The organism is Pseudomonas sp. ASL9, from assembly GCF_056680335.1.
This window is the reverse complement of record NZ_CM155277.1, coordinates 4201231-4215495: the sequence shown is the minus strand read 5'-3', so window position 1 is coordinate 4215495 and position 14265 is coordinate 4201231. Positions and strand designations below refer to the sequence as shown.

General features: G+C 57.6%; 10 protein-coding genes. 9 read left to right on the top strand and 1 reads right to left on the bottom strand.

Annotated elements, in window-relative coordinates; translation table 11 throughout:
- Positions 1–52: 52 nt before the first annotated feature.
- The gene (locus AC1ME2_RS19500) at positions 53–1177 is read right to left on the bottom strand and encodes a polysaccharide deacetylase family protein (protein WP_480436038.1); all 1125 of its coding nucleotides are present in this window, start codon (positions 1175–1177) and stop codon (positions 53–55) included.
- A 95-nt stretch (positions 1178–1272) separates the two neighbouring features.
- Here AC1ME2_RS19500 and yaaA point away from each other — a divergent pair, with 95 nt between their 5' ends.
- The 9 genes from yaaA to AC1ME2_RS19455 all read left to right on the top strand — a co-directional run bounded on the left by yaaA (position 1273) and on the right by AC1ME2_RS19455 (position 14160).
- Positions 1273–2052, top strand: a complete 780-nt coding sequence (gene yaaA / locus AC1ME2_RS19495) for a peroxide stress protein YaaA (RefSeq protein WP_480436037.1) — start codon at positions 1273–1275, stop codon at positions 2050–2052.
- Positions 2053–2849: 797 nt separating this feature from the next.
- A complete protein-coding gene (locus AC1ME2_RS19490; protein ID WP_480436034.1) occupies positions 2850–4166 on the top strand; it encodes a nucleotide sugar dehydrogenase in 1317 nt (438 codons plus the stop codon).
- A 223-nt stretch (positions 4167–4389) separates the two neighbouring features.
- The gene (alg8, locus tag AC1ME2_RS19485) at positions 4390–5871 is read left to right on the top strand and encodes a mannuronan synthase (RefSeq protein WP_480436032.1); all 1482 of its coding nucleotides are present in this window, start codon (positions 4390–4392) and stop codon (positions 5869–5871) included.
- Between the two features lie 40 nt (positions 5872–5911).
- Positions 5912–7081, top strand: a complete 1170-nt coding sequence (locus tag AC1ME2_RS19480; protein ID WP_480436029.1) for a PilZ domain-containing protein — start codon at positions 5912–5914, stop codon at positions 7079–7081.
- A gap of 1 nt (position 7082) precedes the next feature.
- A complete protein-coding gene (algK, locus tag AC1ME2_RS19475; RefSeq protein WP_480436026.1) occupies positions 7083–8495 on the top strand; it encodes an alginate biosynthesis TPR repeat lipoprotein AlgK in 1413 nt (470 codons plus the stop codon).
- Positions 8492–9961, top strand: coding sequence for an alginate export family protein (locus AC1ME2_RS19470; RefSeq protein ID WP_480436024.1), 1470 nt, complete (start codon positions 8492–8494; stop codon positions 9959–9961). The genes algK and AC1ME2_RS19470 overlap by 4 nt, the downstream gene beginning before the upstream one ends.
- A gap of 25 nt (positions 9962–9986) precedes the next feature.
- Complete coding sequence (gene algG / locus AC1ME2_RS19465; protein WP_480436022.1) at positions 9987–11564, top strand: mannuronan 5-epimerase AlgG; 1578 nt, start codon at positions 9987–9989, stop codon at positions 11562–11564.
- A 12-nt stretch (positions 11565–11576) separates the two neighbouring features.
- Positions 11577–13031 (top strand): alginate O-acetyltransferase, encoded by a 1455-nt coding sequence (locus AC1ME2_RS19460; RefSeq protein ID WP_480436021.1) that lies wholly within the window; start codon positions 11577–11579, stop codon positions 13029–13031.
- Between the two features lie 7 nt (positions 13032–13038).
- Positions 13039–14160, top strand: coding sequence for a mannuronate-specific alginate lyase (locus AC1ME2_RS19455; protein WP_480436018.1), 1122 nt, complete (start codon positions 13039–13041; stop codon positions 14158–14160).
- Positions 14161–14265 lie beyond the last annotated feature (105 nt).

Here is a 14265-nt window from a genome sequence, read left to right as displayed (position 1 = left end):
TCCACCTCCTCCGGCCCTTTAAAAGCGTGCATTCCCTTGCCCCACGGGCGTTTCAGGGATAATCGTGACAATCCTGCCATTGAAGTCCACTTTGTGCCGTGTTGGCGATCAGCCAGGGCAACGCCATCTCGACTTTGTTGTGGATGTCATGGAACACAATCACACCGCGTCGCCACAGCAGCATCAGGGTCAACACCCGTTCGCTGGCTTGCTGGGCAGACATTTTCTGGTTCCAGTCCTGAGAGTCGATATTCCACAGCGAAACCTTCAGCCCCTGGGCGCGGAAGTATTCGCCGCTGTCGGCCCGACGTTGACCGTAAGGGGGACGGAACAGCGGCTGGTAGTTGTCAGGCAACACCTGCTGCAACAGCACGGCGCTGCGTTGCACCGAGTTCTGCCAATCGAGCCACTGGCTGTGTGAGCGGTATTCCCAGCCCTGCGAACCGACGCATTGCTGCTTATAGAGGTCCTGCACCTCGGTCACCGAGTTTTTCTCCAGGCGCGTTTGCATATTTTTGCCCAGCACAAAAAAATCAGCGTTGAGTTTTTGCTGGCGCAGGTATTCGGTCAGCCAATCCGTGGTGCCACCCACCACCGTCGGGCCACTGTCGAAGCTAAGCAGAAACGATCGGTCCTTGAGTTCGTCGCCAGTGAGTTCATCTGAGTTGTAGCGCTCAATTTCACTGCTGACCAGCGGGAACAAGGCCGCCATGCGCAGCAGCTCATTCAGGTAGCGTTCGTGAAACGCCTGACTCGGCGCCGCCCAGGCCGCATAAAACGAGTCGTCGGCGACCTGAAACTTGGCGGCTTGCTCGCGCAACATCTGCATGTCTTCGACCAGTACACAGAACGAGGCATCCTGCTCACAGCTTTGTTGCGCAAACTGGTAGTTCTCCAGCAAACGTTTCCATAGACGCTGACGGATAAAATTCAGCGAAACCATGTCGATTTTTTTCAACCCCAGACGCGTCTTGAGGCCCGCTTCATCCTGGCTTTCGCTGACCAACAAGGCATGAGCGAACGCCAGGATCTCCGCGCGTGAGGCAACATCAAACAAGACCGGCGTGGTCAAATGCTCGGGCCATACGCTGCGATCCAGCATGGCCGGTTCAGCAGGCCCGGCGGCCTGAGCGTTGAACCAGAACAAGCAAGTCGCGATAAATAGAACAATGCGCAAAATCAGATCCCCAGAAAATCCCCGCTGCGCACTATAGCTGGAGTCCTCACCTCGCAGCCCCTAGAATCGCGCCCACGATTAAAGGAGACGATTTTATGCTGATGGTGATTTCCCCAGCCAAAACCCTCGATTTCGAAACCCCACCCGTGACCGCGCGCTTCACCCAGCCGCAGTACCTGGATCACTCTCAGGAATTGATGGTTCTGCTGCGTGAATTAACGCCCCTGCAGATCGGCGAACTGATGTACCTGTCGGACAAGCTCTCGGGCCTCAACGCCGCTCGTTTCGGCAACTGGACACCCGCTTTCACCCCAGCGAACGCCAAGCAGGCGCTGCTGGCGTTCAAGGGTGATGTCTACACCGGGTTGCAAGCCGAAAATTTCACCGACGCCGACTTCACCTATGCCCAGGATCACCTGCGCATGCTCTCCGGCCTTTATGGTTTATTGCGCCCGCTGGACCTGATGCAGCCTTACCGGCTGGAGATGGGCACCAAACTGGGCAATGCCCGCGGCAAGGATCTCTACGCCTTTTGGGGCACGCAAATCAGTGAATGGTTGAACCAGGCGCTGGCTGACCAAGGCGATGACGTGCTGCTCAACCTGGCCTCCAATGAGTATTTCTCGGCAGTGAAGCGCTCAGCCCTCAATGCGCGGATCATCAACACCGAGTTTCGCGATCTGAAGAACGGTCAGTACAAAATCATCAGCTTCTACGCGAAAAAAGCCCGGGGAATGATGAGCCGCTTCGTCATCAAGGAGCAGATCGACAATCCCGACGCCCTAAAACAGTTCGCCGAGCACGGTTACCGATACAGCGCCCCACACTCGAAAACGGACACCCTGGTTTTTCTCAGAGACACCCCCGCCGAGTAATGGCATTTTAGAATGCACGCCCACTCAAAGACGTGCATATCCCCCTCCCGCCCATCCAATTAACACCCACTTTTAGACGTTTTATTGACGCCATAAAAATGACCAGCAAATTCAGAATCTGAAATTCTCAAAAAATTTACAATTTTTTTTACCCCCTCCCCTGCACTAATTTCAACTAGTGGGCTGTAAGGATTTCTGCCCGCAAGTACCAATGAACTAAGGCTATAACCGAAAATGCCACTAGCGTGAAGGCACAATTATCACTGATCTTATTTAATCTTATTCTGAAAAGACTATGGACGGTCAGGAACTAATATCAAAATTAGAGGCTCTTACCCATCGTAACAATTCTCGCCTGTGCTGTAAGAGATGGCTTACGCACTGGCAAGACGATCAGGGAAGTTACCGTCTATACGGTCGACCGCAGGGTCGATAAGTTAGCTCAGGAGACAGCACCAGCCGTACCTGAGACGATCAGGCAAAGCACCCTTCCAGTGCGTGTAGCAATCACCAGGCCCCGTGCGTCAAGGCGCGGAGCCAAGGCCAGCGTCCACCGCGATTGCTGGCAATGCGCACCCTGAAGTGCTTCGCCAAGCCTCATGGGCCAGAGCCTGACAATAGGCCGAATTTCGCCCACACCAGCATCATTGAGTGCGCCCCTTATTAGGCCCTCACAACTTAAATATGCCGACGCTCATTATGTGACCTTCTAAGCGTCACACTTTTGAGCGGATGATTATTGCGGATCAACCTAAATACCCAGCCAACTTATGGCGTGAATTAACGAGGAGAATACGATGCGTATCAGCATCTTTGGTTTGGGCTATGTCGGTGCAGTATGTGCCGGCTGCCTGTCTGCACGTGGTCATGATGTAGTCGGTGTGGATATCTCAAGCGCCAAAATCGACCTGATCAATAATGGCAGATCGCCCATCGTCGAGCCGGGCCTGGAAGAACTACTGGCTCTGGGCATTAAAACCGGGAAGTTGCGGGGCACCACGGACTTCTCCGAGGCCATTCGCGACACCGACTTGTCGATGATTTGTGTGGGCACGCCCAGCAAAAAGAACGGCGATCTGGAACTCGATTACATCGAATCAGTCTGCCGGGAAATTGGCTTTGTCCTGCGAGACAAGACCACCCGTCACACCATCGTCGTGCGCAGCACCGTTTTGCCGGGCACTGTCGCCAACGTGGTGATCCCGATCCTTGAAGATTGCTCCGGCAAGAAGGCTGGCGTCGACTTCGGTGTTGCGGTCAACCCTGAGTTCCTGCGTGAAAGCACCGCGATCAAGGATTACGACCTGCCACCGATGACCGTGATCGGCGAGTTCGACAAGGCGTCCGGTGACGTGCTGCAAGCGCTGTACGAAGAACTCGACGCACCGATCATCCGCAAGGACATCGCTGTCGCCGAGATGATCAAGTACACCTGCAACGTCTGGCATGCGACCAAGGTCACCTTTGCTAACGAGATCGGCAACATCGCTAAAGCGGTGGGCGTCGATGGTCGTGAAGTGATGGAAGTGGTCTGCCAGGACAAAACACTCAACCTGTCCCAGTACTACATGCGTCCTGGCTTCGCTTTCGGCGGCTCTTGCCTGCCCAAAGATGTTCGCGCCCTGACCTACCGTGCCGGCTCGCTGGACGTTGACGCGCCGCTGCTCAACTCGCTGATGCGCAGCAACGTTTCGCAAGTGCAGAACGCGTTCGACATCATCACCAGCCATGACAAACGCAAAGTCGCCCTGCTCGGCCTCAGCTTCAAGGCGGGCACCGATGACCTGCGCGAAAGCCCGTTGGTGGACCTGGCTGAAATGCTGATCGGCAAAGGCTACGAGCTGAGCATCTACGACACCAACGTCGAATATGCCCGTATGCACGGCGCCAACAAGGACTACATCGAGTCGAAAATCCCCCACGTCTCGTCCTTGCTCAACTCGGACTTCGACGATGTGATCAACAACTCCGACGTGATCATTCTCGGCAACCGTGACGAGAAGTTCCGCGCCTTGGCGGACAAAGCCCCGGCCGGCAAACAAGTGGTCGACCTGGTCGGTTTCATGTCCAACGCCACCAGCACCCTTGGCCGGACCGAAGGCATCTGCTGGTAATCGAGCGGCTCTGACGCCGTCAGTCAAGGTCTGTAGGAGCGAATTCATTCGCGAATGCGGTGTATCAGGCACACCTGATTCTGGATGTGCCGCCTCCTTCGCGGATAAGTCCGCTGCCACAAGTCTCCCCTCACCTTAACTGACGGGCATCAGCGACACATGCCTGCCTTAACCACTTCGGGCCACCCCACTGGCTTGCCCGATCTCGAGACGGATGCAGATTATGCACAGGCTAAAGCACGGCCTATTTCAAGCCGCAGGTTGGCTGTTTTATCTCAGTCTATTAATGGGCCTCGCCCTGGCGCTGCCTACCAGTGTCTTTGACGCTCAGTCGAAGAACTTTCTATTCCTGATTGGCGCTGTCGGCATCTGGCGCTACTCGATGGGTGCCACGCACTTTCTGCGCGGCATGCTGTTTCTGTACGTGGTCTATCCGCACTTGCGCCGCAAAGTACGCAAGCTCGGCGCCTCTGCAGATCCGTCCCATGTATTTCTGATGGTCACCAGCTTTCGGATTGATGCCCTGACCACCGCTCAGGTGTACAGCTCGGTGATTCGTGAAGCCATCGAATGTGGCTACCCGACCACGATCGTCTGCTCCCTGGTGGAGATGTCCGACGAGCTGTTGGTCAAGAGCATGTGGGCCAGACTCAATCCGCCTGATCGGGTCAAGCTGGACTTCGTACGCATCGCTGGCACCGGCAAACGCGACGGTCTGGCCTTTGGCTTCCGCGCCATTTCCCGGCACATGCCCGATGCTCGCGCAGTGGTTGCGGTGATCGATGGCGACACCGTGCTCAGCCCAGGCGTCGTGCGCAAGACCGTGCCTTGGTTCCAGTTATTCGGCAATGTCGGCGGCCTGACCACCAACGAGTTCTGCGAAGTACGTGGCGGCTACATCATGAGCGAGTGGCACAAACTGCGCTTCGCCCAACGCCACCTCAACATGTGCTCCATGGCCCTGTCCAAGCGCGTGCTGACCATGACTGGGCGGATGTCGGTGTTCCGTGCCGAAGTGGTCACCGACCCGGAATTTATCGCCGACGTCGAAAGCGACTCCCTGCACCATTGGCGTCTGGGCACCTTCAAGTTCCTGACCGGCGATGACAAGTCCAGCTGGTTCAGTTTGATGCGCTTGGGATACGACACGTTCTACGTGCCAGACGCCTCGATCAACACCGTTGAACACCCCCCGGAAAAGAGCTTTATCAAGGCCAGCCGCAAACTGATGTTCCGCTGGTACGGCAACAACCTGCGGCAGAACTCACGTGCGTTGGGCTTGGGTGTCAGGCGTCTGGGGTTGTTCACCAGCGTGGTGCTGTTCGATCAACGCGTGTCGATGTGGACCTCGATTCTCGGGCTGACCGTGGCCCTGATCGCCGGCTTCAAATATGGCGTGACGTTCATCCTGATGTACCTGCTGTGGATCGGCATCACCCGCCTGATCCTGACGCTGTTGCTGTCCTGCACCGGACACACCATCGGCCCCGCTTACCCCGTGATTCTCTATTACAACCAGATCGTCGGCGCGCTGGTGAAAATCTACGTTTTCTTCCGCCTCGACCAACAATCCTGGACCCGCCAGGACACCAAACTTACCCGCGACCTGGCCAGCTTTCAGCGTTGGTTCAACACCTGGTCGTCTCGGACCATGACCTTTTCCGCGGGCAGCGTGTTCGTCGCTGTGCTGCTGACGATGGTCTGACCGGACCATTGGATCAATTGATTAAGTAGGAATACCCGCCATGAATACCGCCATGAATGCCAATGTCGTGCATGAATCAGAAGCCCAGCGCCAGCACGCCCGGGTCAAAATACCAGCCAAGCTGCGCTTCTTCGGCAGCGACGGTACCGCGCATATAGCCCGGGTCGAAGACCTGTCCGCAGGCGGTCTGTGCTTCAACGCCGGTCAGCAGACCCTGAAAATCGGGGAGGTACAAAAAGGCCGTCTGCAATTCGTCATCGATAACCTTGGCCTGGCCATGGACGTGGAACTCCAGGTTCGCTCCTTTGATCCTCGCAGCGGCCGGGCCGGTTGCCAGTTCCAGAACCTGGAACAGCAAGACATCGCCACCCTGCGCCACCTGATCACCTCGCACTTGAGCGGTGACATCGTGACCATGGGTGAGGTGCTCGCCACCCTGCAACGTGACAACTTCACCAAAGCACGCAAGGTGAAGGATGGCGGCAGCGGCATGACGTTTTTTGGCCGTATGCGAGCGGTGACCTTCAGCCTGGGCATCTTCCTGGTGGGCCTGGTGGCATTCGGCTTTATCTTCAAGTCGGTGTATGGCCTGTACTTCGTCAGCCATGCAACAGCCGGGGTGGTCACCGTGCCAAGCATGGACGTGACCATGCCCCGCGAAGGCACCGTAAAAAGTCTGGCCGGCACCGATGGCGTAATCGCCAAAGGCGCACCCTTGGCCTCGTTCAGCACCAGCATGCTGGAGATGCTCAAAGACCACCTGGATGACGCGCAACTGCAACCGTCCAAGGTCGAAGACCTGTTCGCCCGTCAACTGAGCGGCACCCTGACCAGCCCTTGTGATTGCATCATCGCCAAACAACTGGTCGCTGACGGCCAGTTCGCTGGCAAAGGCGCGGTGATCTTCCAACTGGTACCCCGCAATACCGAAGCCACTGTCGATGCCCGCTTCAGCTATCGCCAGTTCGCTGACGTGCGCCCCGGTACCCGTGTGAACTTCCAGGTCGCCGGCGAAGATGAAATCCGTCAAGGCAAGATCGTCAGCAGCACCAACAACAGCAGCACCGACCTGTCGACCGACATTCGCGTGCAGATCAAGCCTGACCAATCTCTGAGCAGCAGCCTGTCCGGCCGTCCGGTGGAAGTCACCAGCGACCGTGGTCCTTCCTTGAACTGGCTGATCGACAAAGCCACGGCCGCGGGTCTCTAACATGGCTAGCCCACTACGAAAGCTGTCGACCCCGACCCTGCTGGGCCTCGCTGTAGCGATCGGCCTCAGCGGTTGCGCGGGCCTGCCCGATCAGCGCTTGGCCAACGAGGCCCTCAAACGCGGTGATACCGCGATGGCACAGCAGAATTATCGGCAACTGGCGGACCTGGGTTATAGCGATGCACAGGTCGGTCTGGCGGATATCCAGGTCGAAACCCACGACCCCGCCCAGATCAAGCAGGCCATAGCGACCTATCGCGCCGCTGCTGACACCTCACCCCGAGCCCAAGCCCGGCTCGGGCGATTGCTGGTCGCCCAGCCAGACGCCACTGAAGCCGAACACCATGAAGCCGAGGGCCTGCTGAAAAAGGCCTTTGCCAATGGCGAAGGCGGCACCTTGATCCCGCTGGCGATGCTGTATCTGCAATACCCGCAGAGCTTCCCCAAGGTCAACGCACAGCAGCAGATCAACCAGTGGCGTGCCGCACGGTACCCGGAAGCGGGTCTGGCCCAAGTGCTGCTCTATCGCACCCAGAACACCTACGACCAGCACCTGGATGAAATCGAAAGCCTCTGCAAACAGGCCCTGCTCGCCACGGATATTTGCTATGTCGAACTGGCCACCGTTTACCAGAAGCGGGGGCAGGTCGAGCAACAGCATGCGCTGATCGCGCAGCTGCAAAGCGCTCACGCCAGCGGAAGGGTTTCAGCGCAACGGGTAGACGGTGTGGCTCGTGTATTGAGTGACACCGATCTCGGCAAGCCCGATGAAAAGACCGCCCAGCAACTGCTGGAAGGCGTCGCGCCGGGCTATCCGGTTTCCTGGGTCACCCTGGCCAAACTGCTCTATGACTTCCCCGAACTGGGCGACGTAAACAAGATGATGGAGTACCTGAACAACGGTCGCGCAGCGGATCAACCGCGCGCCGAACTGCTGCTGGGCAAGCTCTATTACGAAGGCAAATGGGTACTCCCGGATGCCAGGCAAGCCGAAGTGCATCTGCAAAAAGCCGCCGGCAGCGAAATCGCCGCGCACTACTACCTGGGCCAGATCTACCGCCGGGGTTACCTCGGTCAGGTCTATTCGCAAAAGGCCGTCGAGCAACTCTTGATAGCCGCTCGCGGCGGGCAGAACAGCGCCGACTATGCCCTCGCGCAATTGTTCTCCCAAGGTAAGGGCACCCTGCCCAACCCGCTCAATGCCTATGTGTTCAGTCAACTGGCGCTAAAGCAGAACGCTCCGACCCAGGACGCGACCGATCTCGCCCAGCTACTCAATGAACAACTGCCGCCTGCACAGCGCGCCGAAGCCCAACGTCTGTTGCAACAAGAGCAACAGGTACGGGGTACGTCCGCCCAGAACACTCTGGTCCTGCATGCGCTGCAAGAAGAAGACGCCGAGGAAGCCCTATGAAGTTGAATCTATGGATGACAGCCGGACTGGGGCTGAGCGTTTCCCTGCTCTCGGCCACCTCTGTGTTGGCAGAAGCACTGACCGAAACCAAGAACTTCGGTCTGGAAGTGAAAGCAACCGGCCAGTCCGAAGACGACCGCGACCTTGGCACCCGCTCAGGCGGCAGTGTCAACGGTGTCGGTCTGGACCTGCGCCCGTGGGCCTACGGCGAGCGCGGAAACTGGAGCGCCTACGCCATGGGCCAGGTGGTCACTTCGACCGACATTATCGAAACCGATACCCTGCAACAGTCAAACAAGAACAACAGCAGCGATGAGCGCAAACCCGAAAAAAACTACCTGGCCATGCGCGAGTTCTGGATCGGCTACAAAGGCCTGACCCCTTATCCAGGCGAGCAACTGCGTTTGGGTCGTCAGCGCCTGCGCAACGACGACGGCATGTGGCGCGACGCCAACATCGAAGCCCTGAACTGGACCTTCGACACCACGTTACTTCGGGCCAACGTCGGCGCAGCAGAACGCTTCAGCGAATACCGCACCGACCTCTCCGAACTGTCGCCTAAAGACAAGGATCGCCTGCATGTGTATGGCGATATTTCTGCGCAGTGGATGCCAGGTCAATGGGCTGGTGTGCGCGCTCATCACACCCACGATGACGGCAAGCTCAAGAGTGGCCTTGATCAAGTCGACTCCCTGGACAAAACCGAAAATGGCGACCTGACCTGGCTGGGTATCGAAGCCAACAGCGACGCCTATAACTACCGCAACACCAATACCGTCAACTACTGGGCCAGCCTGACCGGGCTGAACGGCAAACGCGACTCGATCCATCCTTCGAGCCAAAACGGGATGAGTGTCGCTGGCGACAAAACTGACGAAAACGTCAATGGCTGGGCCACTGACCTGGGGCTGCGCCTGCGCCTGGACCCTAACTGGCAAGTCGGTGCGGCCTATGCCCGCGCCAGCGGCAACTACGAACAAACCGGTCTGGAAAGCAACCGTTCGAACTACACAGGTACCCGCTCGCGCATCCATCGTTTCGGCGAGGCCTTTCGCGGCAGCATGCAAAACGTACAAACCGGCACGCTGTTCGGCTCCTGGATGTTGCGTGAAGACTACGACGCCAGCCTGATTTACCACAAATTCTGGCGCGTCGATGGCAGCAAGCCTGTCGGCAGCAGCGGCATCAACGCTGTAGAGAATACGTACAACGCCGACGATGGAGTGGAATCCAGCACCTCGCTGCCACTGATGGACGGGAAAAAAGACCTCGGTCAGGAGATGGATCTGGTGGTCACCAAGTACTTCAAACAGGGCCTGTTACCTGCGGCGCTGAGCCAATCCATCGATGAACCGTCGGCACTGGTGCGCTTCCGTGGCGGTGTGTTCAAGCCGGGTGATGCTTACGGTAAAGCAGTGGATTCGTACATGCACCGCGCCTTTATCGACGTCATCTGGCGCTTCTGATGCACGCCGAGAAGGGAGCGATGCGATGAACAATTTACCCATAAGAGGCTCCATGAGCCTGCTGGCCAGCGCATTGCTGCTGACCAGCGCTGCGGCCTTTGCCGCGACCGAGCCTGCGACCAACCCCGCTGCACCGGCCAAAGGCCTGCAACTGGCCAAAACCTACACCGTGACCAGCCCGCCCTCCGCGCCGCTGGACCTGGCCAAGCCTAAACTGCCCGATATCTCCGGCTACACCGCCGAAGCTGTCGCCAAGAAAATCGTGCGCAGCAAACCGGGCAAAATCAACGTCCGGCGCATGATGCAAGAAGATGCCCTGAAAGACTTTATCGGTGGCGATAACAAGATGATCGAATGGGTGGCGCGCCAGCATGGCATCCCCCAGGCGATCTTTATCGAAGACGGTTACGTCAACCTGCGTGACCTGACCAAAAGTCTGCCCAAGCAGTACTTCAGCGAAACCTCGCCCGGTGTATTCCTGGCCAGGTTGCCGATTGTGGTTGGGCGCAAGGGCATCCTTGAAGTCGACAACAAGACTCAAGAGCTGCGCTTGTCTCAGGAAGCCGGTTCGTTCCTGATCAACGATGGCCAGCTGTTTGTCCGGGACACCAAGATCACCGGCTGGCGCGAAGCCGACAACGGCCCGGCGACCTTCCGCAAGCCGAACGAGTTCCGCCCGTTCCTGCTGTCCTGGGGCGGTACTGAGACCTACATCGTCAATACCAAGATTGCCAGCTTCGGCTACGCCAACAGCAAATCCTATGGTGTGAGTATTTCCCAGTACACGCCGAACATGGCCAAAGTACTCAAGCGTCCACAACCGACCGGCTGGATCATCGGTTCCGAGTTCTCGGACATGTGGTACGGCTTCTACTGCTATGAAGCGCGCGACGTGGTGGTCAAGGGCAATACCTACCGCGACAACATCGTGTACGGCATCGACCCGCATGACCGTTCCCACGGTCTGATCATTGCCGATAACACGGTCTACGGGACCCAGAAAAAACACGGGATTATTATTTCCCGCGAGGTCAACGACAGCTTCATCTTCAACAACCGCAGCTACGACAACAACCTGTCAGGCGTGGTGATCGACCGTAACAGCGTGAACAACCTGATCGCTTACAACGAGATTTTTCAGAACCATTCCGACGGCATCACGATGTACGAAAGCGGCGACAACCTGATCTGGGGCAACCGCGTCATCAACAACCGTCGCCATGGGATTCGTGTGCGTAACAGCGTGAATATCCGTTTGTACGAAAACGTCTCCATGGCCAACGGTCTGATGGGTGTCTACGGCCACATCAAGGATTTGAGCGACACCGACCGTAACATCTCGCTCGACCCCTTCGATACCAAGGTATCGCTGATCGTGGTCGGCGGTGAACTGGCCGCCAACGGCTCCGGCCCGCTGTCCATCGACTCGCCGTTGAGTGTCGAGCTGTATCGGGTATCGATGCTCGCACCGACCAAGGCCAACGGGATCACCTTCAACGGGATTCTCGGTGAACGTCAGGACGAAATTCTCGACCTGCTGGTTCGCCAGAAAAAAGCCGTGTTGATCGACCCGGTCGAACGCCAGACACAACTCCGGGACTGAGGAAACCTATTTATGCACGCTCAATTGATCAAGCTACTCAGCCTCTCGGGCCTCACGGCAGCCATCTTCGCAGCCTCGAACGGCGTACGCGCCGATGAAGCACACGCACCGACGTACACCGCCGCACCGTGCTGCAACATTTGCCCCGAGGCCCTGGACGCGAAGAACTACACTACTCGCTATCAGCAAAACTTCACCACGCTGGTGCAGGCTCAGGGCGATTGGTTATTCCGTACCCAGGAAGACCTGCGTACCCAATTCGACACCACGCCCGAAGGCTATCGGCGCATGAAAGAACTGCACGATGCCTTCAAAAGCAAAGGTGTCGAGCTGGTGGTTGTGTACCAACCGACCCGTGGTCTGGTCGACCGCAACAAGCTGTTTCCGACTGATCGCGACAAGTTCGACTACGAGACGGCGCTGAGAAACTACCAGGCCATGCTCGGTCGTTTCAGCAAGATGGGGTACTGGGTGCCCGACCTGTCGCCCTTGACCAATGAACCCTCGACCAAGGAAGAGCAAGGCCACGATTTCTACTTCCGTGGCGACCAACACTGGACGCCTTACGGCGCTCAGCGCACGGCGAAAATCGTTGCTGAAAAGGTCAAGCAAGTGCCTGGGTTCGCTGACATTCCCAAGCGTGAATTCGAGAGCCACAAATCGGGCCGTATGGGCAAGACCGGCACCCTGCACAACATGGCCGCGCAACTGTGCGGCAACACCTACTCGATCCAGTACATGGATCAATTCGTGACCGAGCCCAAGGGCGAAGCGGCCGACGGCGACCTGTTCGGCGACGCCGGCAACCCGGAAATCACCCTGGTCGGTACCAGCCACAGCGGCAAGAACTACAACTTCGCCGGCTTCCTTGAAGAGTACATCGGTGCGGACGTCCTCAACGTTGCCTTCCCTGGCGGCGGTCTGGAAGGCTCGATGCTGCAATACCTGGGCAGCGACGACTTCCAGAAAAAGCCACCGAAAATTCTGATCTGGGAATTCTCGCCGCTGTATCGCCTCGATCAAGAAACCATCTACCGGCAAATGATGTCGATGCTCGACAACGGCTGCGAAGGCAAGGAGGCGATCATGAGCCAGAGCGCCACGCTAAAAACCGGGCCCAATGAGCTTCTGGTCAATGGCAAAAACGGCATCAAGGATGTGCGCAACGGCAGCAATCAGGTCGACATTCGCTTTGCCGACACGTCGGTAAAAACCTTACACGCCACGCTCTGGTACATGAATGGCCGGCATGAGGACCTGAAAATCGAAAAACCGACAACCTCCGATACAGACGGGCGCTTCGCCTTTGAGCTGCGCGACGACAAGGACTGGGCTAACCAGCAGTTGCTCGCAGTGGAAGTACAGGGCCCGGAAGCGGGCACTGCACCTCAGCAAGTCGACGCGAAAATATGCAAACGCAACGTGTTCCAAAGCCCTGCGCAAAATACCGCGCAAGCCGGATTATGAGGCCTATATGCACACTCGAAAAATGATGCTCCCTACCCTGCTCGCCGTGGCGCTGCTGTCTGCGACCGATGCTGCTTCTGCCGCCCAGTCGCTGGTTCCGCCACAGGGCTACTTCGCCGGCATTGAGAAGGTCAAGAGCGGTGACAACAAATTCACCTGCGATGCGATCCCCAAGCCGTACACCGACAAACTGGTGTTTCGTAGCAAGTACGAAGGCTCGGACAAGGCCCGTTCGACCCTGAACGAGGTCTCGGAAAAAGCCTTCAGGGACGCCACTTCCGACATTACCAAGCTAGAGCGTGACACCAGCAAAATCGTCATGCAGTACATGCGTGACGGTCGCCCGGAACAGCTCGACTGCGCCTTGAACCTGCTCACTACGTGGGCCAAGGCCGGTGCGCTGGAGTCCCAGGACTTCAACCACACAGGCAAGTCGATGCGCAAATGGGCCCTGGGCAGCATGTCCTCGGCTTACCTGCGCCTGAAGTTCTCCGATTCGCACCCAATGGCGGCTCGTCAGGAGCAAGCGCAAATCATCGAGACCTGGTTCAGCAAACTGGCCGATCAGGTGGTCAGCGACTGGGACAACCTGCCGCTGGACAAGAACAACAACCACACCTACTGGGCTGCCTGGTCGGTGATGGCCACGTCGGTGGTGACCAATCGACGTGATTTGTTCGACTGGTCGGTGAAGGAATACCGCATCGGCGCCAATCAGATCGACAAAGACGGCTTCCTGCCCAACGAGATGAAACGCAAACAGCGCGCCTTGTCGTATCACAACTACGCCCTGCCGCCGATGGCGATGATCGCCAGCTTTGCCCAGGCCAACGGCCTCGACCTGCGCCCGGAAAACAACGGTGCATTGCAGCGTCTGGGTGAAAGGGTACTGAGCGGGATCAAGGATTCCGACAGCTTCACCCAGCGCAACGGCGAGAAACAGGACATGACCGATCTGAAGGTCGACAGCAAGTTCGCCTGGCTCGAACCCTACTGCTCGCTCTACACCTGCAAGGCCGACGTGCTGGATCAAAAACACAAGATGGAACCGTTCAAGACCTTCCGTCTTGGCGGCGACCTGACCAGGGTTTTCGATCCGTCGCATGAGAAAGGCAACAAAGGTTTGTGAGCTGACACACCGCTTGGGATTGGCTGAAATCCTGTAGGAGCGAATTTATTCGCGAAGGGGGGCAACACGGTCTGTCTGACAGACCGCCTTCGCGAATGAATTCGC